Source organism: Paenibacillus nanensis, from assembly GCF_003583765.1.
Classification (GTDB): Bacteria; Bacillota; Bacilli; order Paenibacillales; family Paenibacillaceae; genus Pristimantibacillus; species Pristimantibacillus nanensis.
The window spans coordinates 1-26,160 of sequence record NZ_QXQA01000030.1; the positions used below are offsets into that span (position 1 = coordinate 1).

Annotated in this window: 23 protein-coding genes and 1 riboswitch; all 23 genes read right to left on the bottom strand. The window is 39.8% G+C overall.

The window, feature by feature from the left end; genetic code table 11:
• Positions 1-384: 384 nt before the first annotated feature.
• Entirely contained in the window at positions 385-1,197 is an 813-nt protein-coding gene (locus D3P08_RS26620; RefSeq protein ID WP_119603158.1) for a transglutaminase-like domain-containing protein, read from the bottom strand.
• Between the two features lie 13 nt (positions 1,198-1,210).
• Positions 1,211-1,291, bottom strand: a riboswitch (cyclic di-GMP riboswitch).
• Between the two features lie 199 nt (positions 1,292-1,490).
• Positions 1,491-2,441, bottom strand: coding sequence for a copper amine oxidase N-terminal domain-containing protein (locus D3P08_RS26625; RefSeq protein WP_162848610.1), 951 nt, complete (start codon positions 2,439-2,441; stop codon positions 1,491-1,493).
• A gap of 27 nt (positions 2,442-2,468) precedes the next feature.
• Positions 2,469-3,227: a hypothetical protein gene (locus D3P08_RS26630; RefSeq protein ID WP_147381859.1), complete on the bottom strand. Its 759-nt coding sequence runs from the start codon at positions 3,225-3,227 to the stop codon at positions 2,469-2,471.
• Between the two features lie 96 nt (positions 3,228-3,323).
• Positions 3,324-3,782, bottom strand: a complete 459-nt coding sequence (locus tag D3P08_RS26635) for a VanZ family protein (protein WP_240647760.1) — start codon at positions 3,780-3,782, stop codon at positions 3,324-3,326.
• 181 nt (positions 3,783-3,963) lie between these two features.
• Positions 3,964-4,920: an ornithine cyclodeaminase gene (locus tag D3P08_RS26640; RefSeq protein ID WP_119603164.1), complete on the bottom strand. Its 957-nt coding sequence runs from the start codon at positions 4,918-4,920 to the stop codon at positions 3,964-3,966.
• A 20-nt stretch (positions 4,921-4,940) separates the two neighbouring features.
• A complete protein-coding gene (locus tag D3P08_RS26645) occupies positions 4,941-6,755 on the bottom strand; it encodes an aminotransferase class I/II-fold pyridoxal phosphate-dependent enzyme (RefSeq protein ID WP_119603165.1) in 1,815 nt (604 codons plus the stop codon).
• Between the two features lie 20 nt (positions 6,756-6,775).
• The gene (locus D3P08_RS26650; RefSeq protein ID WP_119603167.1) at positions 6,776-7,615 is read right to left on the bottom strand and encodes a LicD family protein; all 840 of its coding nucleotides are present in this window, start codon (positions 7,613-7,615) and stop codon (positions 6,776-6,778) included.
• Positions 7,612-8,880, bottom strand: coding sequence for a glycosyltransferase family protein (locus D3P08_RS26655; RefSeq protein ID WP_119603168.1), 1,269 nt, complete (start codon positions 8,878-8,880; stop codon positions 7,612-7,614). The genes D3P08_RS26650 and D3P08_RS26655 overlap by 4 nt, the downstream gene beginning before the upstream one ends.
• Positions 8,881-8,884: 4 nt before the next feature.
• Positions 8,885-10,297, bottom strand: coding sequence for an oligosaccharide flippase family protein (locus D3P08_RS26660; protein WP_162848611.1), 1,413 nt, complete (start codon positions 10,295-10,297; stop codon positions 8,885-8,887).
• Between the two features lie 20 nt (positions 10,298-10,317).
• Positions 10,318-11,559, bottom strand: a complete 1,242-nt coding sequence (locus tag D3P08_RS26665) for an O-antigen ligase family protein (protein ID WP_119603171.1) — start codon at positions 11,557-11,559, stop codon at positions 10,318-10,320.
• A 41-nt stretch (positions 11,560-11,600) separates the two neighbouring features.
• The gene (locus D3P08_RS26670; protein WP_162848612.1) at positions 11,601-12,593 is read right to left on the bottom strand and encodes a glycosyltransferase; all 993 of its coding nucleotides are present in this window, start codon (positions 12,591-12,593) and stop codon (positions 11,601-11,603) included.
• Complete coding sequence (wecB, locus tag D3P08_RS26675; protein WP_119603174.1) at positions 12,593-13,717, bottom strand: non-hydrolyzing UDP-N-acetylglucosamine 2-epimerase; 1,125 nt, start codon at positions 13,715-13,717, stop codon at positions 12,593-12,595. The genes D3P08_RS26670 and wecB overlap by 1 nt, the downstream gene beginning before the upstream one ends.
• 12 nt (positions 13,718-13,729) lie before the next feature.
• Positions 13,730-14,584: an SDR family oxidoreductase gene (locus D3P08_RS26680; protein WP_119603175.1), complete on the bottom strand. Its 855-nt coding sequence runs from the start codon at positions 14,582-14,584 to the stop codon at positions 13,730-13,732.
• The gene (locus D3P08_RS26685) at positions 14,585-15,607 is read right to left on the bottom strand and encodes a polysaccharide biosynthesis protein (protein ID WP_119603177.1); all 1,023 of its coding nucleotides are present in this window, start codon (positions 15,605-15,607) and stop codon (positions 14,585-14,587) included.
• On the bottom strand, positions 15,594-16,847 hold the full coding sequence (locus D3P08_RS26690; protein ID WP_119603179.1) for a glycosyltransferase family 4 protein: 1,254 nt from the start codon (positions 16,845-16,847) through the stop codon (positions 15,594-15,596). The genes D3P08_RS26685 and D3P08_RS26690 overlap by 14 nt, the downstream gene beginning before the upstream one ends.
• Positions 16,848-16,868: 21 nt before the next feature.
• Positions 16,869-17,720, bottom strand: coding sequence for an NAD-dependent epimerase/dehydratase family protein (locus D3P08_RS26695; protein WP_119603181.1), 852 nt, complete (start codon positions 17,718-17,720; stop codon positions 16,869-16,871).
• A 20-nt stretch (positions 17,721-17,740) separates the two neighbouring features.
• Positions 17,741-18,361 (bottom strand): sugar transferase, encoded by a 621-nt coding sequence (locus D3P08_RS26700; protein ID WP_119603182.1) that lies wholly within the window; start codon positions 18,359-18,361, stop codon positions 17,741-17,743.
• A 125-nt stretch (positions 18,362-18,486) separates the two neighbouring features.
• Complete coding sequence (locus D3P08_RS26705; RefSeq protein WP_119603184.1) at positions 18,487-19,098, bottom strand: hypothetical protein; 612 nt, start codon at positions 19,096-19,098, stop codon at positions 18,487-18,489.
• 30 nt (positions 19,099-19,128) lie between these two features.
• Positions 19,129-20,952, bottom strand: a complete 1,824-nt coding sequence (locus D3P08_RS26710) for a polysaccharide biosynthesis protein (protein ID WP_119603185.1) — start codon at positions 20,950-20,952, stop codon at positions 19,129-19,131.
• A 38-nt stretch (positions 20,953-20,990) separates the two neighbouring features.
• Positions 20,991-21,686: a CpsD/CapB family tyrosine-protein kinase gene (locus tag D3P08_RS26715; protein ID WP_119603187.1), complete on the bottom strand. Its 696-nt coding sequence runs from the start codon at positions 21,684-21,686 to the stop codon at positions 20,991-20,993.
• Positions 21,667-22,434, bottom strand: a complete 768-nt coding sequence (locus D3P08_RS26720; RefSeq protein WP_119603189.1) for a YveK family protein — start codon at positions 22,432-22,434, stop codon at positions 21,667-21,669. Before D3P08_RS26720 ends, D3P08_RS26715 begins: the two co-directional genes overlap by 20 nt.
• Before the next feature lie 175 nt (positions 22,435-22,609).
• Positions 22,610-24,712: an S-layer homology domain-containing protein gene (locus tag D3P08_RS26725; protein ID WP_119603191.1), complete on the bottom strand. Its 2,103-nt coding sequence runs from the start codon at positions 24,710-24,712 to the stop codon at positions 22,610-22,612.
• Between the two features lie 116 nt (positions 24,713-24,828).
• Positions 24,829-25,614, bottom strand: a complete 786-nt coding sequence (locus D3P08_RS26730; RefSeq protein WP_119603193.1) for a tyrosine-protein phosphatase — start codon at positions 25,612-25,614, stop codon at positions 24,829-24,831.
• Positions 25,615-26,160: the final 546 nt, after the last annotated feature.

The window sequence follows — 26,160 nt, forward strand, 5'->3', positions numbered from 1 at the left end:
GTGTTTGATTGCTCATTACGTTTGTTGCTTGAAGCTTTTCGCATCGGCTAAAACCGAGTACGAAAACTTCTTATATCTATTAACTCGTTACCGAATTAACAGGGCAGTTTCGCTCGTTGTTCAGTTTTCAAAGAACAATCTTTTTCTTCCGTGTCGCCCGTGTCTCAGCGGCGACTTAGATAATATATCACGTTTGCCTATACGAATGCAACCCTTTTTTTAAAAAGTTTTTTACCCGACTATCTTTTCGAGTGTCCCTACATATTAAAGCAATCCATACCAACTAAGTGAACACGGTCGATTAGAGCCGACTTTCAACTTCCCTATCGTTTTCTTCCAAACGAAAGACCTGCCTAATCCGGCAGGCCTTCTATAAGAAATGGATTAGTACTGTTTCGATTTGGTGTACTTCGCGGCATCCCGGTACATGACGGTCTTTTTCTTCGCTTTCTTTAAGCTCGCGTCTAAAGTCGTATCGATCGTCATCCACTTGCCGTTCACATATACCTCGTTCCAAGCATGGTATTGATCGATGTAGTCGGTATAGCCCATAGCCATCTTCGTCGGGATATTCAAGCTGCGAAGCATAGCGGCGAAGAGAGAGGCGTACCCGTAGCAAATGTCTTTCTTCGTCTTAAGCGTACGGTCGATGATCGGCAAATAATCCGCTGTGGCCGTCTTTGCCAGCTTATCATCATAAGCGATGTTCGTCGTAATATACTCGTAGACCGCTTTAATTTTATCCTCATCCGTCTTCTTGTTTTTGGTTAGCTCTTGCGCTTTCACGATTGCATTACTGGTGCTTGACCAGTTGATGTTTTGAACCGAGTTCAGATAGACGACTTTATCGTCCTTCAGGTTCAGCTTCACTGTTTCTTGCGCTACAGCTTTATACGACTTCCCAGATACGTTCTCCAAAATGGTGATTTTATATTCGCCATTACCGAGCTGCAACGGGAACTGCTCCGTCTTGGAACCGGGCGTGAGATTGTACGTGTACGATTCTTTGCCCTTCGCGATCATCAGCTTGGTTTTCACCTTCGCATTGACCTCGTAAGAAATAGCCGCTATCCCTTGCGACACCTTCTTGGCATCTAGCCAACCGGCGGCTTTACCGGTCTCTGCGGAAGCATGGGTAGCTGGAATAGACGCCAACAACAATAAAAATGCAGACAAAACAAAGACAAGCTTTCTCATACAAAAAACTCCCTTCGGCGGCCTGGCTGCCATCTTGTTAGAAGGCCCAATAGCTTTGCGTCCCTACCTTTCGATAGGTTTGCCATTATCGTATAAAGTTTTTGCTTTTGCTCGTTGCTAATAGGTTACCATGTTTTTCTACAAAAACAAATACGTTTTTACTAGATTTCCATGACGTTCCTATTCAAAACTTGGACAGGGATGTACTTTCCTGTGAGTCAAAAAAAGACCTCCAATGAAACTCCTGATCGTCAGGACATTTCGTTGAAGGTCGCTTTTCCTATACCAATTAATTATAAGTTTTCGGCTAACTGACGGCCAGCATCCAGTTCTGCTTGGAATGCAGCACGATATTCTTCTATAATTGCGGTGCTGTAATCATTCGCTGTAAGCTTAGCGCTTGTGTCGGCTAGAATTCCATTAAAACTCGCGGTGCATCTGTCGATTTCCTGAATGGCTTGTGCTTTGATCGTCGCTTTGCCCGCATCATCCGCTCCGGAATAACTCAAAGCCAGCGACATCAAAGTCGCTTGGCAGCTTGCCTTCAGCGACGTCATAGCAGCTTCCGCGCTTGCTGTTATTTCCTCATACGTAGGTTTCGCCGCAGGCGCTCCGCCTCCGCCCGCTCCCGGCTTGCCGTTCTCAGCTTCACCATCCGGCGTCTTCGAATCCCCGCCTTGCTCTTCGCGGTAGGCTGCCGACTCGCCTTTCACCGTCCGTGTCTCCGGATCCCAATTGATCTCCGTCCCGACCGACTCCGATAGGAATCGCACCGGTACATAGATCGAACCCTTATAGATGTAAAGCGATTGACCGGCTGGCAGCTTTTTCTCCTTGCCGTCGAACACAAGCTTCGCTGCTTTGGGCTTGAACGGGATCGTTGCCGGATCCTTCGGTTTCGTATTACCGGACACAACAAGCTGCAGCTGCTTTTTCAGCTCCGCAAGCTCCTCCTCTGTCGGTTCCGACACCGTTACTTTATTCTCCGCTGCATCCCAACCAACTTGTTTCAGCAGTGCATATGAAATATAACGAATCGGCACATACGTTCTGCCCTGGTAGATGAAAGCATATTGCCCTTCGGGCAGCTTCAGCTCTTGCCCGTCAAAGTTAAGTTTTACGTTCTGTGTCTTAATGTTCACGACTGTAGAATTCGGCTTATCGGCTGCAAATGCGTTAAGCGGCGCTGTCACCAGCATTGCAATAAGGAGCAGCCCGATCCAAACAATTCGGCTTTTTCTCATAATAAACTCCATTCTATGTAGATAAGATTAGGAACCTATGGCGTTTGCGATCTCCACTAAAGCAGCTGACCGCGCATCGGTCTTGGCCGCCTCATACTCAGCGCTCCAATCCGGCAACGACTGCACATCGAGATCTTCGGCTTCATATTGCGCTTTCGCTTCCTCGACCAGTTGGCTGAACTTCGCGTCGCACTCCGCTTCGGCTTCGATAACCTTCGTCAGGAACTTCTCCTGAATGGTCTGTACCGCGGTGTCTTCGTTCCCTTTGATCTCCGCTTTGATCTGTGCCACTAAGCTGCTGCTTTTGGCCGAACAAGTTGCTCGCAGTCCCTCCATCTTGGTTGTCGTCGACGCATCGATCTCCTGTTTGCGCTTTGCCTTTTTGTCCGTATTATCCTGCGGCTGCTCGCTTGCTCCCGCTTTTCCGCCAGCATTAGGCTTGGGGGTAGCAGAAGGTGACGGATTATGAGTGACGGCGTTACCGCTAGAGGATGTTGGGACAGAGGAATTATTCGGGCTAGCAGCCGGTTTACCTTGGTTGTTACCCGATCCGGAATCGGTGGCCGCGGGCGTCGGTTCCTGCTGCCCTGTCTGCTCCGGCGTGTCTTCGTTCGCCTGATCCTCTCTCCCAGGCTGCTCGTCCGTTTGCTCCGCATCCGCAATTTGCGTATTCAGCTCTTTGACTTGATTCATTTTGGAGGTAAGGCTAATACCGCCATAAACGGCTAGACCTATCACGATCAGCCCTGCAGCTGATAGAATCCATACTTTTTGTTTTGGCATCACAACTAATCACTCATGCAGGCCCAAAAATAACTTGTCTGTGAACCTGGCATGATTCTCCTTATGAAGATTTTACCGCTAGCTACTTTGACGTCGCATCTATCCATTTTGTTTCGCTTTCCTACGAAAGATACGACTGAACAACGCATATAACCCAATCCCAAGAAAAGCCCCGGCGCTATCAATGAGAACATCCTGCACCTGCGCCCCCCTGCCTGGGACAAATATCTGATGCACCTCATCCGTAATCGCGAATACAACGCATATCATCAACGCCCATCCCGCAACCCGGTACCAGCCGGTACCAAACCGCCTAAGCGTACTCACGACAAGAATACCTAGCACGAGATAAATGAAGAAGTGCGCGTTCTTCCTCACAATATGGTTCGAATTGTTCAGATCAATCGCCGCATCCGGCGCTATTCTCTTCAATGCTGCAAGGATATATTCGGTGACACCCGTGCTTAACTCATCCGACAGCGTGGCCGGTTGATGGGAGAGGGAGAAGATGATGAGCATACAGCAGATGACGGCAATGCCGTAGATAATTTTTTTCAAGTTGGGCATCCCTTCTTCTTCCTAGCTTCTCCTATCAGACAGGGCGCGATTAGACGATTCAATTTTGATTAGTAGCTATTCTACCCCATAGTGCGATTTACTTGGCTACAAACTATATTAATGGTCAGCTCTAATATATAAACTATAACCCTTCGAAGTATATCTTTAATAAAACTGACTTCTAGATCCAAAACTTATTGGAGGGTGGCTGAAATTCTACATTTAAACCAACATCCCTATTCTCTGCAATTCTATATATCTTTTCTGCAAAGTTTACATCATGAATTGATAATCCTATGTTATATACAATTATTCTTTCTTTTTCATTTTCTCTTCCACTTACTTTACGATTCACAACATCTGTTACCTCTGCGTATCTCTTAAATTGATTAAAGTATTTAAATCCATTAACATGTTCAGTATCGTCTGCAAAGACTTTATCAAAAAACAAATCACAATTCATAAATCCTCTAGTATGGATCGGAATAACAAGACAACCCTCTTCAAAACAAGCATCTCCACATACATCATGAGCAAAGTATGTAACCGATGATATAATGACCTCGCTTCCTCTTACTGTACTCTCATAAGTATCACAAAACTCGAAATCAATATTCATTGCATTAGGCAAGCTTCTGATATAATCCACAAACAATTCATGTTGATTTTTATATTTCATCAATCTTAATGTCATTCTTTTATTAGGATATAAGGAAAGCAATACTCTAATTGTTGCACGAGTTTGATTACCTAAACCTATTAGTCCGACTTTTGAAAATTTTTTTTTGGCGAATAGCTTTACTGAGTGTGCAGCTACAGCCCCTGTACGCATAGTAGTAATGAAGTTCCCATCCAAAAGTGCTTTTAGTTCTCCATTTGAATAATCAAAAAGCATTATCTGACTATCTAGAGTCGGCATTCTGTTAGGATATCGTGTAACAACTTTAAGGCCACCAACCTCACTATCAGTTATAAGTGAGGGCATAACATTATAAAAAACATCCTCTGAGGGCTTTATACTAATTTTGGGTGGTAAAATTGTTCTCTCTTTGTTCCTTAACATATTTTCAACCCATTGGTAACATTCTATCGGATTTATATTAAGACTCATTATATCCGTATGGGAAAGTATTTTCATGCCGCTCCTCCTTATTTCAATTACCCCAATATAGCTCTCATGGCTTCGACCAGTTTTTTATTCTCTTCTGGTCTTTTGATGGCCACTCTAATATACTCACCACTTAATCCCTTTTTTCCTGAAAGATCTTTAATAAGTAGATTATATTTATCAAGCAATATCTTTGTTAACTCTGTGGCTTTATTTCCATTAATGACCTCACATAGTATATAATTTGCTTGAGATGGGATCACCCTAAGATTCGGTATAGTAGATAGAGCCTCAATATATTCAATCCTGACTTTCTTAAATTCGTTTATTGCAAAATCATAGTCGCTTTTATATTTCTCAAATATCTGCAGATAAAATTCGGCAAATGAGTTAATATTCCATATGGCTATATCCTTTTTCAAATAATTGATTAGCTCGTCGTCATTTGTTGCCAGTACTCCTAGCCTTAAACCTGGTACTCCAAATGATTTTGATATGCTCTTTACAACAATCAGATTAGGGTATTCAATTAAAATATCTTCAACTAACAATGTAGTGTCGTCTTCAGTATCCACAAAGTCAACAAATGACTCATCGACAATAAATTTAATCTCCTTAATTCTAGCCCACTCAGCTAGTTTAAGTACTTCCGACATTTTGAGGTAATTCCCAGATGGGTTATCTGGATTAATCAATAGTAGAGTAGATATATCTTTATCTTCATAAAAATTGATTAAGTCAGTCGAGTTATATTTTAAATCCTTATTCATTGGAATGAATTCCACAATATTCTCAGTTGCGATACGGTTAGGATATTCTTCAAACGTAGGCAGAATAATTCCTAACCTGCCCTGAAGGTTTTCCATTAAAGATTTAATTAGTTCAGCAGCACCATTACCAACAACAATGTGCTCCTGCTTAAGTCCAAAGTACTTAGCCGCCAATAAACTGTTTACACTTATGCCAGATGGATATTCTGTAATTAAACGTTCAAAATTTGCTTTTATTTCATCAAGTAGTCTTTGGGGGGGGTAAAACGGATTTACCAAATAACAATAATCTATTAAACTTGGATATCTCCAATAACCACCATAACGCTTTTGGAATTTTACTAATTTATTTTCGGAAGATGTTGTGAAAATTGATTCGGCAATATCGAGATCCTGAACATCATCAATCTCGTACCAAGCTTCAGTTTCTAGCACCGAGGCTTTAATTTCGGGTTTTTCCAATAGTGTAATTACTTTTAATACTTGTTCGTAATACTCATTATCTCCTAGCGCTTTACAATACGCCTCTAGAAAAGGAACATAGTGGGTGTTGGAAAAACTTTTACTAAACTTATAAATATTTACCGTCTTATAATATTCTTTTATCTCTTCGAATTTGAAGTTTTTCTTTCCCAAAAAACTTCTAATATTTTTGTCAGTATCTATAGTCACTACTGTTCCATCCATCCAACTTTCGTACCTTGCCACTAATGCAAGGCTTGGATACGGATCATCCAAAATTTTTCTAAGTACAGCATCTTCAAAAATTAAATCCGACTCCAGTAATAACGTATCCTCTTTTGTGAGGTAATTACGAGCTAAGTATAATGAGTATATATTGTTTGTTTTATAATAGTCTTCATTATTAACAAATTCTAAAGGAGTGTTGATATTTAGAGTTGAAACATACTCTATGAGTTCTACTCCCTTATAGCCTATTACAATCACAATTCTTGATAAATTTAGCTCATCCAACTGTCTGAGCATCCGCTCTATCATAGTTACACCATTTACCTTGACCATACATTTAGTATTATTATTCGTTAGTTCTTTCAGTCTTTTTCCCATTCCTGCTGCTAGAATTATAGCTTGCATTGTTCTCATCCCTTTCAAGTTTACTTTTCAAAATCAATTTCTATAAAATCATGTCTAAAAACTCGTTTTTCCTCAGGTGGTAGTTGCATGTAATCTCCATATATGATTTTTAAATACTCTTCTTTCTTCTTTATTGTTTTAAACATTCTATTTTCAAATACTATCTCTTCAAAGTCATTAAATAAATTTATATCCATAGTCATAGAATCCTTTAGTCTATGTGCCGGTAATGTATATCTATCTCCATATGTAAGATTATTATCATCCGTATTGTTTTTAGTTCTGATTAATGTTTCTAACTTATTTAAACTTTGAGTTCCGATTAGTTTAGCAATTGGAAAAAGTAATGTTTTTAACATTTTCCCAGTAAAACTATTAGATCTCGTAATCCATTCAATTGTTGATGAATACTTTAGAGACAAAATTAATGATATTAAGTAATTATCTATTACCCTTATAAATTTAGAAGAAGAAATCTTGTCAATTGGAAAGATATCAATGTACACACCTGTAACCATATCAATACTTTGTGTACTATATTCCTTCAACATCGTTGAAGTATCTCTAATCTTACCAAAGTTCAATGGGTATTTTTTATCGGTCTCATACGTTTGAATAAATAGATGAGATGGGAGATACTTTTGCCCTTCGTTAATTAATCGATTATAATCTGCTCTATTCATTAAAACATCTAAATCATCATCCCAAGGTATAAATCCACCATGTCTGACAGCCCCCAACAAAGTACCGGATGATAAAGAATAGTTTATCTCCAATAATTTACAAAGTTTATCAAACTCAATTAGTATGCCAAGCTCTTTTGCCTTCAGAGTCCTCAAATTTGTTTCGCTAATGCTCATCTTGCCTGCTCCTTCAATATTGTTTCAACTAGTTCTGCAGTGTACTCAGGTGTCGCATCAGGAAAAATACGAACAACTTCGTCGAATAGAACTATCTTGTTATAACTTTCCTCTAAAAATCTTTTTAATTTAATAATGTTACTCCCAGTTTTACTCTGATCTTGTTTTAGACAGAGGGCCAGTGGATACTTTTCAAGTATTTTTAAATTTACATCGTTACTTACCGTATAGAAATGGATAATAGGTTTGCCGAATGACATATATTCAAAAATCTTACTCGACATCTGAATTCCGTTATTCTCGGCAATGCTGATCAAAAAATCACTTTCTCTAAGAGCTATTTCTGCTCGTTTCTTATCAACACCACCATGATTAACAATCCAATTGGCGTTTTCACTACTATACTTATCTACAATTCGATTGCAATTCCCTATAATATAAAAATGTAATTCAACACTTTCAAACTGACCCTGCTTAAAAAGTTCCAACACATAATTAGGCTCTACGTAATTTTTGTATAAACCACCGATGTATGATATTTTTAATCGCTCAAATTTTACACTACTTGATGTATTTTCATTTTCTAAAATAAGTGGATGCTCAACATAATTTATATTGTGAAGTTGAGGATATTCATTTAAAAAATATTTTTTAAAAGAATGCATTGCCATAATCGAGTGTGAATTTGAAAGAATATTATTTTCTAACTCTTTATGTTTATTTCTTTTGATTTTTTTAATCAAAGCAAATCTATGCAATGTCCTGCTATCAACAAATTGATCAAATAAGTATGGTACTATCTTAACATCCTTTTTAACTGTATTTTTATATTTGTCAGCTGCAACTAAACTCTCAAATGGCATACTTGCTGGAATAATTAAATCAATTTGTCCTTCTATTTCTTCAAGCTTCTTAGTGTATAGGTTTACTAATTCGGTTTTGATTGACACCCTTGATAGAAATAGAAAACGTGTAACTTGTAGTAGTTTATATGCGTCAAATGCCGCCCTAAGACATACTCTTTTTATTCCTTTAAATCCTGAGGCCTTATTCAGCAATATTTCCCGAGTTTGTTTTTCCTTAGATGCCACCCTTAAAATTTTCAGGTTTTTATAGTTTTCTTCTTCTTCCTGATGCATATAATTTTTTTCACAAATAACAGTCACTTTATGTGTTCGGGACAACACCTCTGCTACGTTCCCAACGCATTTACTTACTGCTGAATAGTAGGGATAGTAGCTTCCAACAATAAAAACTATATGCATTGAGTCATCTCCTGACTATACGTTTTAAAAACAACCCTATATTTTTGATTTGAGTTAAAAGATAAACACTGTAAATAAGGAAGAAAAATAAAAAACCAAGCGTTACATTGGAGCAATATGCACAAACAATAAATATTATTACACCTGTGATTTCAGTTATCATGTTGCTTAGATCAATTTTTATATTTTGAATTTTTCTCAAGTACAATTCTGACGAGTATAACCTTATACTCATTGCAACCATAGTCCCAAAGGCAATCATAGTCACAGACTGGTTAATAAGATAGAGCGGAATTATCGAAATAATTGATATTAGCAACCCAGTTATATTAGCAATTAACATTGCATTCTCTTTTCTTAACACTTTATAAAATGGGTTTATTAAAATTTGCATTTTTGTTTGAATTAATACTATCGAAAATACGATGGGTAAATAATTGAATATACTATTGTAATCGGGAATATAGATATCTATAAAAATTTTTAAAGGAAAAAAAACTATTAGTAGTGCAAACATTATAATTGATAATATTCTATTAAATTGCGAAAAATAGATAGGAATTTTTTTTTCTTCCAATCTATTTAACGTCGGATAGACTACAAGACCAACTGCTGATACAAAGACTAGCACTAAATTCGTAGTTGATAGAGCAAATGAATATTTACTGTACACTTCAACACTTTCAAATCTTTCAATTATAAAACGTCCTAAACCAAGTACTAGCATTCCTGAAAAGTTAGCTGCCATTAGTTTTATTCCAACTCTTATATTGTCAGATAACTCTTTCAGAGCTGCTTTACTTCCTTCACTCTTTCCAAAAACTAATTGCCTACAAGTAATCGTTAATAATATCAAAACAACCAATCTTGAAATAGTGTCTGCGATGATTATGATTAAATAATTATCAATCTTCAAGAAAAAAACTACTGTTATGGCAAGGAGCACTATTGCCTTATCTAGTACACTGTAAAAGCTATATCTTTTCAATTGATTAGTAATTTGAAGTACATAAATGAAAACTCCAGTTAATCCTGCAATAGGTATGTTCATTGCGACCCAATATAATGCCAGTTGCTTATCTGAGTTGGTTTCAAAAAGCAAAAAAATGCAAACTAGCATAGTAATAACAAACTGAAGTAATATAAATAGCCGTAAACCTGATCTAAAATTTTTTTTTGGAAGGTCTTGATAACTATATTTACCGTATTTTAAATAGATGCCGTCGTTATACCCTAATGCAAGCACCCCCGCATAAGACATATACAATAAGTAAACACTCCAATAACCGAAGTTTGTTACTCCGAGCAACATCGGCAGCATTAGTGTCCTCGCAATGCTAAGCAAGAAACTCACCGACTGCGCCCCTATTACATATATTGTATTGACTATTCCCCTCTTAATAACTTGTTTATCCACAATATACCCCTAATCAGTAGTTAGCCTTTATTCATTCTCACTGAATTTACAACCGCTACAGAAAGACCAATTAGATACCATAGCAAAATATCTACACTAATTGTAAATATAGAGACCTCAGCAAGCCCTTGTATTAAAAAAACTAATATCGATAGAAATGAGGCTTTAATAAATTTGTTATTAGAAATATCGTAACGAATCTTTCTAAACCACAAAAGTAAAGCCGCAATATATAAGGCCATACCTATCACTCCTGATTGAACCAACAAATCTATTAACCAATTATGAGCTCTTGTATAGCCCAACTCATAACCCAGCCCATTACCAAGGAAAATGTGATTTGACCATCTTATCATTTCACTTAAGTAAACATTTAAACGATTACTGCTTAATGCATTAATCATTTCATAAATAGAATATTCGTTGTAGGACATTCCCATATTCCATTTCATCAGTACATAATTAACAATCATGTATATTACAGAGATCCCAAGTATAAAAATAAATAATGTTAACCCGAGCCCAAAGGCTTTATTATCAGACGAACCAATATAAGATCTCATATTTTTCACAAATAATTTTGCAACCTTAAAACCAATAAAAATAATTAAAACAATTATTGCATTTTTAGACTGAATAATTACTAGGGAGACTAATGCTAGCATAACTGACGAGTATTTTATTAATTTATTAGTATTAAAATTCCAAACAAAAATTAATAAAGGAAGAATGATACAAGCAATGTAGTTAGATCCCCCGACGGGCGTAACTAAATAATACTTCATTAGATTAATGTTCAATGATCCAAATTCTCTAGTTAACTTCAAAAATACAAAGATAACCTGAGCTGAGGAGACAACTAAAAATAAAGCTAGTATTATACTTACTTTTTTTTGTACAACTTCATTACCATTAGTTTGATTCTGAGAGGCCACAAAATATGCGACAAATGATGCAACAACCGCAAAGTAGTTCCCCCAGTACCCTTCCACGTTATTTGTATATAGTAATGGTACTATATATATAACCAATCTTGACATTAATATCGCAGTAATAAAGTCAATATAAAATTTTCCATTTAAAAGCAGTAAAATAACCGGTATGAAAAGTGTAAATATATAGAACGTAACTGAGGAACCATTAATATATAATGATAGGAATAATTCTTTATCACTTACAAATAAGCATATAATTGTAGTCATCATTAAAAGTAGGACTTTTAATGATGACAGTCTGTCTAGACTACTGGTTTGTAAAAGCATCAAATGGCCTCGCAATCTAACATGAGATTGAATCTTTTATTTTAGTTTAGTATCTTTCTTTTCATTAATTCTAAGAGTTCATCACTTTTAAAAGGATTAAAAAAACGAACATTATTATAGTCTTTTAATACTTCTTCTGCATATTCACTTGAGGATGCAAGTATAGGTGTACCAAATCTCTTTGCTTCGACTAAAGGTAATCCTACTGTTTCAATATAAGATGGGAATAAGAGTATTGATTTGGTGAAATACTCAAGCACTTCATCTCTACTGATTTCACCAGCAAACCTTACCGGTATATCATTTTCTAAAACACTACTGTATAAATTAGAGGCATGCTTATTTTCCCTGCCGGAAATGGTGAATATCACTTCGAAGTTTAATATTTCTTCTTCTTTCAGTTTCTTACACGCATCAATTATTATCTTATGATTCTTGAATGTTGCGCAGCTTGCTGGATAGAAAAAAGTTACTAAACTATTATTTGATTGAGAATAAGTCTTTTCAACCTGTATATTTATTTCAGGCCGCATTACCTGGATTTTATTTGGGTTTATATTTAACTTTTGAATACACTTTCTCTTCATCCATTCAGTCTGAACTATTACTCGGTCCGCTCTTTTTATTGATTTAAATATAATTCTACTCAATACATTTTGATAAACCCAAAGCACTCTATTTTCTAGCAAAGAAAATCGATACTGTGAGAAAGGAAGAGCATTATGTACAAGTACTGACTGAGGTATCTTTATATACGGGATTATCGTATTTTGCAGGGAGATTACTTCATCAGCTTTATTTTTTTTTATAATTAGTGGGGCTACAAAATGATCAAAGAATAGTCTGTGAAACCAACTTTTTTTTATCCAAGGTAATTTAATTATCTTTACATTCTTAGATCCTTGTAGGTTTGGTTTGCTTAAAACAAATATGTACTCGTTATCCTCATCCCTCTTACAAATCTCATAAAAATCATTTAGTACCGAAAGAGCACCTCCACTTTCTGCGGCAACATTAAAAACTATTCTTATCATCATTTCCTCCAAACCATTTTATTAACAATTGATGTATAACTCTGAATAATTTTCACCACTTTAATACTCACATTGTCATCGACATATCCAGGTACATCAATACCTATATCATTATTGACTTGCATTTCAACTGCCATAGTTACTGCTTTTAATACTTCTTCAGTAGTAATGCTACCAATTATTATATTGCCCTTATCCAAGGCCTCTGGTCTCTCAGTACTAGTTCTAACTGAGACTGCTGGGAACTTAAAATACGAAGCCTCTTCAGCGATTGTTCCACTATCAGATACAACACAAAAAGCATTTTGCTGTAAATGATTATAGTCTGAGAATCCAAAAGGTCTAAGCGTCCTTACGTTCGGATGGAAGTTAAAGCCTCGCTGTTCTATTATTTTCTTACTCCTAGGGTGTGTGCTATAAATTACTGGAATGTTATAACTTTCTGCCATTGCATTTACCGCACTCATTAGTGCTATGAAATTGTCTTCGTTATCGATGTTTTCCTCTCTATGAACGGATAATAGAATATAATTCTTCCTTTGCAATCCAAGAGTTGTCAACACTTTACTATTAATGATCTTATTAGCATTTGCTTTAAGAACCTCAGCCATTGGTGAACCCACCACAAAAGTTCTTTCTTTAGCAACACCCTCATAATTCAAATATCTACGGGCATGTTCGGTGTAGCAGAGATTCACATCACTTGTGTGGTCTACAATTCTTCTGTTAATCTCTTCAGGCAAGTTCTCATCAAAACATCTATTCCCTGCCTCCATATGAAAAATTGGGATTTTTAATCTTTTGGCAGAAATTACACTGAGACATGAGTTTGTATCGCCAAGTACCAGTATCGCATCAGGACTTTCTTGACAAAGAAGCTCATATGATTTTGATAAAATGTTACCCATAGTTTGTCCTAGATTGACTCCAACTACGTCTAGATAATAGTCTGGTTCTCTTATTCCGAGTTCGTCAAAAAACACTTGGTTTAAAGTGTAGTCATAGTTCTGACCTGTATGTACTAACTTATGATCAAAATATATATCGCACTTTTTTATAACTTCTGACAACTTAATAATTTCTGGCCTTGTTCCTACTATAGTCATAAGTTTTAACTTTCTCATTATTATTCTCCTCTACATGAAATAATGAGGGTATAACTCTCTGTGGTCTTCAATCCAAACTTTCATTTCCTTAATCATTTCATCATAATCAGGCACTTTGAAAGAAAAATCATTCCTATTATTTCGCAATGACTTATCCAAGGTAATTAAATCACTAGGTATAATTTCTACTTTTTCTTTTTTTATATAATCATTAAATAATGTAAGCAACTCAAATTTATTGACCACATTATTATTTACCAAATTATAAAGTCCTGTTAAGTTTTCCTCTAGGGCTCTATCCATCGCTTTTGCAAGGGTTAAAGTAGTTACTCCAGTCCAAATTGCCTTGCTATAACCATTGATTGTTCCAGATTGTTTCATAAACCAGTTAAAAAGTCCAATTCCATTAACATTTAGGTCCGGCCCAATTATTGATGTTCTGAACGTTAAATCCTTATTATTTTCCAATTCCCCTAATGCCTTTGATCTATCATAAAAAGTTTCCCCATCCCTAAGAGATGTTTCTGAATATTGTCCACTTTTTCCTGAGAAAACACAGTCTGTACTCATATGTATAACCCTTGTTTTTAAGTTATGGGTAATACTACTTATAAAGTGAGGTAAATAGCTATTTATAAGAACAGCTAAATGCTTCATTTCTTCAGCATCTTGATTCAGTATTCCAACTGCATTGATAACAGCATCAAAGTTTCCATCTTGAATAATACTTTTGAGAAATTCAAAATTTGTAATGTCACCTACTATATTATTGCAGAACTCAAACCTTCTCCTACTAACAGTTGTCACTTCGTGGCCGATACTATTAAAATAAATTGAAATAGTGTGGCCAGCCATCCCTGTTGCTCCAAGAACTAATATCTTCATTTAGGTTATCCTCCAATTTCTTAACTCTTCCTGGATGTAATCTAGTTTAAGGAGTTTTTCTTTAATTTGCTCGATATTTAGCCGTTCAGTATTATGGGAATTGTAGTCTTCTATTTGTTCTAATTGTTTATTTCCTTCTACAAAGTACTTATCATAATTGAGGTCTCTTTTATCCGCCGGAACTCTGAAAAAGCCGTCCATATCTTGCGCAACAACATGTTCCTCTTTAGTAAGAAGAGTTTCATATAATTTCTCACCATGTCGAGTTCCAATAATCTTTATATCATTATTTGCATTAAATATTTCCTTAATGGCTTGTGCTAAGTCACCAATCGTTGAAGCAGGGGCTTTTTGAACCATAATATCTCCTGCTTCAGCATTTTTAAATGCGAATAACACTAATTCAACTGCTTCCTCTAAACACATAAGAAATCTTGTCATATTGGGATCTGTGATCGTCAGAGTCTGTCCACTCTTTATTTGATCTACAAACAAAGGAATGACAGACCCCCTTGAAGCCATTACGTTACCATACCTAGTTCCACAGATTAATGTTTTTTGGGGATCGACAGTTTTTGCTTTTGCTACAAAAACTTTTTCCATCATTGCCTTTGAAATCCCCATAGCGTTAATTGGGTATGCCGCTTTATCTGTTGAAAGACAAATGACCTTTTTAATACCCATTTCAATAGCACCGGTAAGAACATTATCAGTTCCAATAACATTAGTCTTTACAGCCTCTAGTGGAAAAAATTCGCACGAAGGCACTTGTTTCAGTGCTGCTGCATGGAAGACAAAATCTACTCCGTACATCGCATTCTTTACACTCGCTAAATCCCGTACATCTCCGATATAAAATTTTAGCTTTTCATTTTTGTAAAGCTTTCTCATATCATCTTGTTTTTTTTCGTCTCTTGAAAATATTCTAATTTCCTTTACATCTGTATGTAAAAACCTCTTCATCACAGCATTACCAAATGATCCAGTACCGCCAGTTATTAAAAGAGTTTTATTTTTGAACATGTTCTTTTGCTCCATTCTTTTCGCCCGTATTATCAAACCATCTGTCCATTCGATCCAGCAACTTTTTTTTATCAAAATTTGCTTCATAGTAGTCTCTAGAGTTTTCCGCCATTTCAGAGAGGGATTCCCGGGATAAGCTTACTAATGTTTGTATACTTTGTACGAGACCCTTAATATCTCCCGCATCGCTACATAGTCCCGCGTTTGCTTCTGTAATAATCTCTTGTACCTCACCATCGGCCGAAACTATAATTGGTATACCACAAGCCATACAGGATTGAGTTTTAGCGGGAATTGTAATGGAAAACACCTTACTTTTTGCGAGACTAATTAACGTTGCATCGCATACTGCCATATATTCCGATATCTTGCTTGCAGGCTGACTGTCAATGAAATTAAACAGTTCTGTAACGCCATAATCACTTACCTTACTAATCAAAGCGGATTTATATCGACCGTCTCCAACAATGTTAAATCGTACCCTTACTTTCTTTTCCATTAACAACTTCGCTACATCCGGAAGTATTTCCAATCCTTGTGCCATCCCTATATTACCTGCAAAAATTATATTAAAGGTACCATCCTGCAATATGTGAGGCACCTTAACCGCTTCTTTCTCAAGTGGCCTATAATAGTCCTCTGCGTACTGTGGCCAGAACTCAAGCTTATCAAGCTCCACACCCCGCTCATTTATAGCTTTGATAAAACTACGTGATGAAGTGAAAATTTTATCACACCGCTTATATATATAATCAACCATTGCACCTATGGCATTTAGAACTATTTTATTTTTAATACCTGCGACAATTTCCACATTTTCTGGCCATAAGTCCGTGACATATAAATAACAAGGAATCTTTTTTCTACCTGAATACCATACACCAGGTAATGCTTGAGTCATTGGCGAAACCTCGTATATAAAGACTAAGTCAGCCTTTATATTAGTTAGTAGACTCCAAAAAAAACCGGAAACTACGAATGAGATATAGTTTAGTACCATCATTATGGCATTTTTTCCGCGAGGAATAAGCGGAATCCTAATAATCCTGATACCATTGTACGTTTCTTTCATTTTTTTAAACAAACCATATCCCTTATAGTACTTGCCTCGAGGATAATTAGGTATACCGGTTATAACAGTAACTTTATAACCTCTCTTTATCCACTCCGTACAGATATCATTAATACGGAATTGTTCAGGATAAAAGTATTGAGCTATTACCAGAATATGTTTTTTCAATGATCGACTCACCCTTCACAGCTATAGCTCAGTTAGTTTAATTGATTCTTCAAAGTCTCTTATACAATACTCTGCCTTATAATTGCTCATTTCCTTTTCATATGCCAGGTTTCCAAACACCTTATTTACTATTGCCAATCTAGATATTCCTAGAGATATGAGAGGATTAAATACCCTAGTAAATCTGATTTTCTTCCCATGCATTTCTGCAATTAACCTGCACATTGTAGTTGTTTTTACATAATCACGATTTTGTGGATAATAAATCCCTGCATCCTCAAAATCAACTAAATGTCTAACAAATTCACATAAATTATCTATGTGTAGCATACTTCTCTCATTTTCAAAATCAGGGAAAACAATCGTCTTTTGTGCTATTCTTGATAGTTTTTGATAGTTCCCCTTATTGCCTTTCCCATATATCATTGGGGCTCTTATAATTGCAACTCTAAATTTATCGTCCTCAATAGATCTAATTGCCTCTTCTGCCTGTAACTTACTCTTTCCATAAAAATTACTTGGTGTAGGCAAAGTTAGGTGATTAATGGTTTTGCCATTTCCGTCACCATACACAATAATACTACTCATAAAAATGAAGTGTCTTACTCCTTCAGCTTTTGCTTTTAATGCAATTTCATATGTCAAGTCGCGATTGACCGCATAATATAAATCCTCCATGCTGGGATCCGTAGAAACATGTGCAATTCCGGCAACATGGAATATTACATCGTATGATGTAAACTTTTTATCTTTCCAGCTAGGATCTCGTAAACTGATGGTTTCTACACGATATTTATCTGGATAGTTTTCAAGCCATCGCTTAACTCTCATTCCAACATAACTTCCAACCCCTGTTATGAGGATCCTTTTCATCTTAAATCCTTCTCCTTACCCTACTTAAAACTTGCAGCTTCTTGGTTCCTTTTTTGGCTAGTACTACCCTCAACAATCCCATCACTTTTCACTACACTAACAAAAGTTCCAAAGAAACATTTTATATCCATTAAAAAACCAATCGCCCTAACGTATTCCCCATCCAATTTCGCCTTTACGTCTAGCGGCAACTCATCTCGTCCGTTAATCTGCGCCCACCCTGTAAGTCCCGGAAGAACGTCATTTGCGCCATATTTATCGCGAAGTTCGATTAGATCATACTGATTCCATAGCGCCGGTCTTGGACCGATAATACTCATATGGCCTATAAAAATATTCCAGATTTGCGGTAACTCATCAAGGCTTGTCTTACGAAGGAACCTCCCGACTTTTGTAATGTATTGCTCTGGGTTTTCTAACAGATGAGTCGGCATGTCATTCGGTGAATCTACTCTCATTGTACGAAATTTAAGAATATAAAAGTGCTTCTTATGAATTCCGACTCGTTTTTGTTTGAAAAACACAGGACCATTGGAGTCAAGTTTAATTACAATAGCTAGAACTATAAAAATAGGAGAGAGTATTATTAGACCCAAAAACGATAAAAATATATCTCCCATCCTTTTTAATTGTAAATACAATTAACAACACTCCCTGAAGATATTTTTATTTTATTAATAGTCTTTCTTAATTTTTTTGCAGTTTCTTTTTATAATGTTCTTAAATTTATTAGCTTCAATACAACAAAAACAATTTACATTGCCCCTTATTCTTCTTTAGATACCTCGGAATAAGACTTACCCTGACTCATCCCATACTTCTTAGCAATTTGAATAAGCTCGTCGTACTGCTCAGGAGACAGTTTCTCGAGAATGAGTGACCTCGCTGCCTTCTTCTCCTCCAAGTTGAGTCCACCACTCGCCAACTCTTGCAATGCTTTAATATCGTCCATACTCAGCTCTTTCAGGAAGACAGAAGCTAGCTTTGCTTTTTCACTTACCGTAATTTTTTCTTGAACATTCTTCGCTTTATCAGTTGATATTTCAGCTGTATATTCGGAATCCCCAGCTGGTTTCGTTGTTGAAGAAGGCGTATCACTGGAAGCACTGCCTCCGTTTGTGGCCTCTTCGTTTGGTGTGGGGGTATTTTGCGGGTCTTCCGTTGTGTTTGATGGTGTTGGCGCTTCGCCGGTTGGCTTGTCCGTCTCAACAGGGGCTTCTGCCAACGTATCCTCTATTAACTCGCTCTCGAGACTATCCGCTAGCGAGGCTATCATCTTGTCCATCATATAGTTAGCTGTAAATAATCCTCCTATTCCTAATAGGAGGATAATAGATACTGTCCAAATTAAGATCTTCTTCCATCTCTTCTTACGCATATTAATTCCTCCGATCACGTGTTGGTTGCTTTATGAAACGTTGGAATAGAAGGGAACGATGGCTTCAATGGCCGCTTTGACTGTGTTGCGGTCCTCGCCGAGCACCTTCTCGAATCGTCTCATCTGGAGCTCAAGCTCGGATTGGCTGATTTCTAGCGGCTGTCCGACGTAGATGCGCTCATGCTGAGTAGCGGTCGTAGCTTCCGCTTCGGTTAGCAGCTCCTCGAACAGCTTCTCCCCTTCGCGCATGCCTGTAAATTCGATCTTGATATCGACATCCGGCTCCAGGCCAGATAACCGAATCAAATCCTTGGCAAGGTCCAGAATACGAACCGGCTTGCCCATATCAAGGATAAAGATCTCGCCGCCCTTAGCGAACGCTCCGGCTTGAATGACCAATTGTACCGCTTCCGGGATGGTCATGAAATAGCGTACCATGTCAGGATGAGTAACGGTTACCGGACCGCCGGCCGCAATCTGCTCCTTAAACCTTGGGATTACGCTGCCTCGGCTGCCTAAGACGTTACCGAAACGTACCGCAACAAATTGAGTCCGGCTCGAAGTGTTAAGACTCTGTATGTACATCTCTGCGATTCGTTTCGTCGCGCCCATCACACTCGTTGGGTTAACAGCCTTATCGGAAGAGATCATGACGAAGCGCTCCGCTCCGTACTTGTCTGCGCAATCCGCGACGTTTTTAGTGCCAAACACATTATTTTTCACCGCTTCAGACGGATTTCGCTCCATTAGCGGCACATGCTTGTGAGCTGCGGCATGGAAGATGACCTGCGGTTTGAAGCTGCGGAACACACTCTCCATCCTTGGACGGTCTTGAATGTCCGCGATGACAGTCTCCAGCTTAACGTCAGGGAACTTGGCTCGAAGCTCCATCTCGATCGTATAGATGCTGTTCTCGCCATGTCCTAACAGCAGCAGCTTCCTCGGCTTGAAAGCAGCAATCTGTCTGCTCAATTCGGAACCGATGGAGCCGCCTGCACCTGTAACAAGCACAACTTTATCTGTCACATAATCCATAACGCCCTGCAAATCGATTTGAACAGGTTCCCTGCCAAGCAGGTCCTCAACATCAACATTACGCAAGGTTTTGACGGCGAGCCTTCCTGTTATAAAGTCGTTGATTGCGGGAATGATTTTGACCTTCGCCTTGGTCATTGTACAAATGTTAATAATATCGGTAATGTCTGAGCGTTTGCTGGAAGGCATGGCGATGACGATATCATGGACCTGATACTTATGGACAATCTCTATGATGTCATAGCGATTACCCAGAACAGGATATCCGACAACCCGCATGCTCTGCTTATGAGGGTCGTCATCTATAAACCCAATGAGACGGCTGCCTGCAAACATCTTGCTCGACATGATTTCTTTTGCAATTAATGCGCCGCAATCGCCGGCGCCAACAACTAATATATGATGAGTTAATTCCATCTTAGCCGTTCTGTTCACCCGGATAAGCCGCCATAAGAATCGCGACCCGCCCATAAACAGAAGCATAAGCTCGACGGTACGTGTTGCAATGGAGAGCGGAACCTCTTTGCCGAATGCAATCGAGGTCACTAGGAATGAGGCGGTCATCCCAATAATGACGGCCTTTATGAGCTCGATAATTTCGCCGATACTGGCGTATTGCCACATCCTTCTATACATTCGGAAGAATGCGAGACTTAATCCGCAGATTGCGGTCGTGATTAAAGCGAATCCGTACATTTGCTGTTCATAGTAGGGAGGGATGCTGCCATTGAAGCGGAACATATACGAAATAGCAATAGCCGCCCATATAATGACAACATCAACAACTAGTATGATATACATTCTTCTTCGATTACTCATTGAGACATACCCTCCACTAACTGCGAACAATAACCGGTCTATTCGTTATCTTGCGCGCCGTAATAGTAATAATAGGCTTCTTCGCTTGCTTTTCGTTTCACATTATTCAATACAACGCCCAATATACGGGCGTTTACAGTCCGTAAATTCTGAACTGCCTTCTTCGCAATATCCCTCTTCACTCTTCCTTGGTCCACGACTAGAATCGCGCCGTCGCTCTTCGTCGACACGATTTGAGCGTCCGTGACCGCGAGCAGAGGCGGGGTATCAATCAGGACGATGTCATACGTCTCCTTCAATTGGGCGATCAGCTCCGACATCCGTTTGGATCCGAGCATCTCGGCCGGGTTCGGCGGGATCACGCCTGCAGTAAGGAGATCGAGATTCGGAACATTTGTTTTCTGGATGGCCTCTTCTAATTCGCATTGCTTGGACAGCACGGATGACAGACCCCAACGGTTCGATACGGAGAACGTATGATGCGCCGTCGGCTTCCGCAAGTCAGCATCGATTAGAATGATTTTTTTATCCGTCTGGGCATAGGTAATCGCGATGTTCGAAATGGTCGTGGATTTGCCTTCTCCCGGGCCAGCGGAAGTAACCATTATAACTTGCAGCGGCTCATCTACCGACGCGAATTCAATGTTGGTTCTTAGCGACCGGTAAGATTCGGAGATTGGCGACTTAGGATTGGTCAACGTAATAAGTTGACGCTTATTTTTCAAGCGTGACACGCTCTAATTCACCTGCCTTGTAAGTATGAACTGCTTTCTGCGATTGGCTTGTGTGAGCCTCCTCCGAATTCATTTTGGATACCATAGCCAAGGTCGGGAGTCCAAGGTACTCCTGAACATCCGCTTCCGTCTTGATCGTGTCATCCAAGTATTCAAGTAAGAACACAACTCCTACAGCAAGCATGAGCGATACAACAAACGCGATCGCGATGTTGAGCGGTACATTGGGAGAGACGGGACTCGGCTGGGCTTCCACATCCGCATTATTTAAGATCGACACGTTCTCTACTTTGAAAATGTGTTGGATCTCTTCTTGAAACACGGTTGATACCGCGTTGACTGTCTCTGCGGCCTTGCGATAGTCCGCATCTTGAACGACAAGCGTCATCACTTGCGTGTTATTGACCGAGCTTACCTTGATCTTGCGGGCAAGCTGCTCCGCGGTAAAGCCGAGCTGCGGAAACCGCTCTTCTACTTTATCCAGGATGGCCGGTGTTTTGATAATCTCTTTATAAGTATCGATCATTCGTATATTCGTGTTAATTTGGTTGATGTCCAATTGGGTAGTCGCAAGCTGTGAAGAGGTTTGGTTCACGATAATTTTAGTGGAGGCCTCATACATTTTGTCTTTCAAAAAAATGCTGTAGGCTGCGGCTGCTGCGGAACATATCACTACAAATGAGATGATAACAAGCAATCTCTTCCGCAGGATCATCATGTACTGTCGCAAATCTAGTTCGTTAGTCACTCTTACTACTCCTCCGTTGGATATAGCATGTTGTAAGTTGTTTAATTTTGTAAGTCTTAAGAACTATATCCTACTGTAATGATAACCTATTTTCTAGGCGAGTGCGATAGTTTCTGAAAAAAATCTTCCTCCCACCTACATGGGAGGAAGATTATGGTATATAGTTTTCGTGCTATTAAGCTTTAAGTGCGTTATAAATAATAACTGCAGCTTGTGCGCGCGTTGCGTTGTCGTTAGGCGCGAACTTGCCGTTATTGCCTTGAACGATACCATTCGATGCTGCGAATGCTACGCCGGCTTTGAGTGCGTCGCTGATCGAACCCGCATCGGAGAAGATCTCCAGTGCGCCTTCAACATCAGCTACTTCTTCAAATCCTTTTGCTTGCAGTGCGCGTGCGATCATTGTAGCCATCTCTGCGCGAGTAATGTTAGCGCTAGGGTCAAACTTCGTTGCGGAACGTCCATTGATGATACCTTGTTGTGCAGCTGCCGCTACATATGGAGCGAACCAGTCGGAAGCATTAACGTCAGCGAATCCTTCTTTAGCGCTGCCGTTCTCCAGGTCGAGTGCGCGAATAAGCATTTTCGCGAATTCTGCACGAGTAACCTTAGCGGACGGATCGAATACGCCTTCGGCTTTGCCGTTGATTGCGCCTTTCGCAGCCGCTACTTCGATTGCGCGTCCAGCCCATGCTTCTACGCTTGCAACGTCATCGAACGATACTTTGTTCTCTACAACTACATAAGAGGAGAACGTATCACGGGATTCAATGATGCTGTTGCCCTCTACGCGGCCGCCATGGAACTCAAGCTTGCCGTCAACGATCTTCGCAACGGACAGCAATTCAGTGTCCAGTCCTTCTGTGTTGCCAAGCGGAATTTGGATAACGATTGGTTGATCGAAGGATGTTGTTGCTTGACCGCCAATGGAAAGATTGAAGTCATAGACTTGGGAAGCGGCCTTCAGTTCGCCTGTTGTTTCTTCTGTTGCATCGGACTTCTTAATCGCGAAGTCGATCGCTGCCGAGAATGTTCCGCCAACTGGCAGATCAACGGTCAAATCGCCAACTTTCAACGATACGGCGCTCAGGCCGGAAGCGATGGCTTGTTTGACAATTTTGTCGGAAAGACCAATCGCAACCTCGCCAACCGTTACATTACCAAGGTTGATTGTCACTTTCACTTTGCCAAGACCTTCGCCGGAAATCTCTTTCAAAGCTTTCAGAGCATTACCAATGCCTTCGATTGCTGCCAACGCTCTGTTCTCATCCAATACGAGAGTCGCTTTGCCGTTTACAATCGATACCGTGTTAGCCAGGTTGGACAGCTTATCAACGACTGCTTGCGTTTCTTTAACCGCTTCGGCGATCAGCTTAGCTTTTTCTTCGTCCGTCGCGTTAGCCAGCTTGTCCTTCAGAGCGCTAAGCTTCTTCTGGAGCTCGGCTACTTCTACAGATGGGCTTGTAACGACAACTCCGCCGCCACCGCCGCCGCCTGCTGGAGGAGTTGTAGCATAAACGTACGCAGTGTACAGAGCCAATGCAGCGTCTTCGAACTTATTATTATCGTTTACTTCCGTTTTCAAGGCAGACAGCGTAGCTGCCACATCTTCTGTTGTCACTCCATAGTAAAGGAAGATGTCTTCAACTTTACCGCCGGAAGTCGAAGCAAGCACGTCCTCCAGGAGCGAATTGAAGCCAGCCTCATCAGTTAGCAATTGTTTGAGTTCGAGCAACGTTTTCGATCTCAGAATTTCCATTACCTTCCCTTGAGCTTGCAGGAAGTAGTTTGCAATGTCATCAACCGTAAGATTGGTCACGCCTGCCGCTGCGGCATACTCGTTCAACTCATCTGTGTATGCAAGACGGAGTGCTTCGAGTTCGGTAAGGCTAGGATCGTATGCGATACCCATAGCATCAACGAACAAATTCTTCAGGACAGCAATCTTAGCAGGCTGGTCGCCAGCTGGGATATCCTTCATGAACTTCTCTACAATCGGGTTCGCGATTGCTTCTTTCTGTGCATTGGACAGATTGTTAATCGCTACACGAAGCGCTCTTACTTCGTCAATCCCGTCTGTTGCAATAAGCGCGTCTCTAAGCTGTGTAACCTTCGCCGTAACAGTAGAGTTCGGGAATGAAGCAGCAGCCGCATAAGCAACCCCGTCAAATCCCAACTTCTCTGCTAGACCTTTGTTGCTGAGCGGAATGCCGGCGAATGCGGACATTGCTACGCTCGCTGCAATCGTAGTGACTGCTAGTTTCTTCGATAATTTCACTTTCTATCACCTCTATGTAAGATATAATAGCCACTCACCATGAAGATGAATGACTAGTGAAACCCTAAGTCATGGCTTGCCGTCTAAGTAAAAATATGATGTTCTTCCGCAATGTCTTACTTCTTCAGCAAGCCCGCCATAAACTTGCGGAACACCCCACCGCTCTTCTCTTGGACGGGTGGCTGCTCACCGAACGGCTTGTCCGCCAGTACAGCTTCCGCATTCCCCTTGAAGTATTCGCTCCATTCCTCGCCCATTACCCGGTTAACCGCCGAATGGGCCTCACGGAGTCGGAAGCCGCGCCGCTCCACATGATGGGCATCGGAAGAAACGATATGAATGCTGCCTTGCTTCATCAGCCTCCACGACGCCTGCTCGATCTTCTTGCCGAAGCCTCCAAGCAGCGAGTGGGTTGTGACTTGGCCATATGCGCCAAGCTCGATCAGCTCTTCCAGACGCTCGGGATGCTCAACAACCTCTGCGTTGCGCTCCGGATGGGCGATAATCGGACGAAGCTTCATAACATGCAGCTCGTGGATGAGACTCGACATATAATGCGGGATCCGCGAAGACGGCATTTCCAGCATAACATATCTAGAGCCTGCCAGAGTCAGAAGCTCCCCTCTGCCCCAAGCATCCAGCAAGTCATCATGCACCCTAATCTCCTGCCCCGGGACAATGGAAATAGGGATGCCCGCCTGCGCCAGCCTGACATTCAAGCCATCCGCATGTTCTCTGACATCCGCAGCAAAATTCATATACTTGCCATTCGCGTGGTGCGGAGTGGCAACGATGGTCGTTATGCCTTCAGCGCTTGCCGCTCGAGCCATGTCGATCGCATCGCGTTCATTCGACGCCCCATCGTCTAAACCCGGCAAAATATGCGTATGAATGTCGATCATGCGTACCCCAACTTCCTTGCAGAATGATGACTGAAAAGCTGCCGCTTAGGCTCTCCTGCCTATTGGATTCTGTAAATCTAGTAGTGCAAACTACAAATTTTTACAAGAATCACATACACCTTATAAGTATATCCCAGTTTTTCCAGAGGGGTAAAGACAAAAAATGTAATGCTGCTCATTTTGCCCTGCTTTTTTGCTAAAATGTTCGGAATTTTGTTCTTTTTCCGCAGAAGACGACATCGCTTAGCCCTATCCAGACCCGTCCCATTATTAAGACGCAGTAAACTACAATTTAGTAGCACTTAAAATCAAATTTTTTTCTAAAAAAACAAAAAAGCCCCGCAATGCGGGACTTCAGATTGTAGAGAAACCCCACGTTTTTTCAAACGTCGGGGTTTCTTTTTTGTTTTTTCAGTTGTTTTTGAGGCGTTTTAAGATGGCTTACGCCTCTTTCGCCTTCCGGTCTAGATGGAAGGCGATCTTTTTCATGTTCTGGACCGCTGCGGTCATCAGCGCTTGCTCGGTTACGTTCCGCAGCCCCCGCAA

Excerpts from the sequence above, each read along its gene's own strand:
- D3P08_RS26640 (WP_119603164.1), bottom strand. The coding sequence starts at position 4,920 with ATGAAAATACTTTCCCATACGGATATAATGAGTCTTAATATAAATCCG.
- D3P08_RS26665 (WP_119603171.1), bottom strand. The coding sequence starts at position 11,559 with ATGCTTTTACAAACCAGTAGTCTAGACAGACTGTCATCATTAAAAGTC.
- D3P08_RS26695 (WP_119603181.1), bottom strand. The coding sequence starts at position 17,720 with ATGAAAAGGATCCTCATAACAGGGGTTGGAAGTTATGTTGGAATGAGA.
- D3P08_RS26625 (WP_162848610.1), bottom strand. The coding sequence starts at position 2,441 with ATGAGAAAAAGCCGAATTGTTTGGATCGGGCTGCTCCTTATTGCAATG.
- D3P08_RS26670 (WP_162848612.1), bottom strand. The coding sequence starts at position 12,593 with ATGATAAGAATAGTTTTTAATGTTGCCGCAGAAAGTGGAGGTGCTCTT.
- wecB (WP_119603174.1), bottom strand. The coding sequence starts at position 13,717 with ATGAGAAAGTTAAAACTTATGACTATAGTAGGAACAAGGCCAGAAATT.
- D3P08_RS26685 (WP_119603177.1), bottom strand. The coding sequence starts at position 15,607 with ATGTTCAAAAATAAAACTCTTTTAATAACTGGCGGTACTGGATCATTT.
- D3P08_RS26650 (WP_119603167.1), bottom strand. The coding sequence starts at position 7,615 with ATGAGCATTAGCGAAACAAATTTGAGGACTCTGAAGGCAAAAGAGCTT.
- D3P08_RS26620 (WP_119603158.1), bottom strand. The coding sequence starts at position 1,197 with ATGAGAAAGCTTGTCTTTGTTTTGTCTGCATTTTTATTGTTGTTGGCG.
- D3P08_RS26710 (WP_119603185.1), bottom strand. The coding sequence starts at position 20,952 with ATGAGTAATCGAAGAAGAATGTATATCATACTAGTTGTTGATGTTGTC.
- D3P08_RS26730 (WP_119603193.1), bottom strand. The coding sequence starts at position 25,614 with ATGATCGACATTCATACGCATATTTTGCCGGGTTTAGACGATGGGGCG.
- D3P08_RS26680 (WP_119603175.1), bottom strand. The coding sequence starts at position 14,584 with ATGAAGATATTAGTTCTTGGAGCAACAGGGATGGCTGGCCACACTATT.
- D3P08_RS26655 (WP_119603168.1), bottom strand. The coding sequence starts at position 8,880 with ATGCATATAGTTTTTATTGTTGGAAGCTACTATCCCTACTATTCAGCA.
- D3P08_RS26645 (WP_119603165.1), bottom strand. The coding sequence starts at position 6,755 with ATGCAAGCTATAATTCTAGCAGCAGGAATGGGAAAAAGACTGAAAGAA.
- D3P08_RS26705 (WP_119603184.1), bottom strand. The coding sequence starts at position 19,098 with ATGCGTAAGAAGAGATGGAAGAAGATCTTAATTTGGACAGTATCTATT.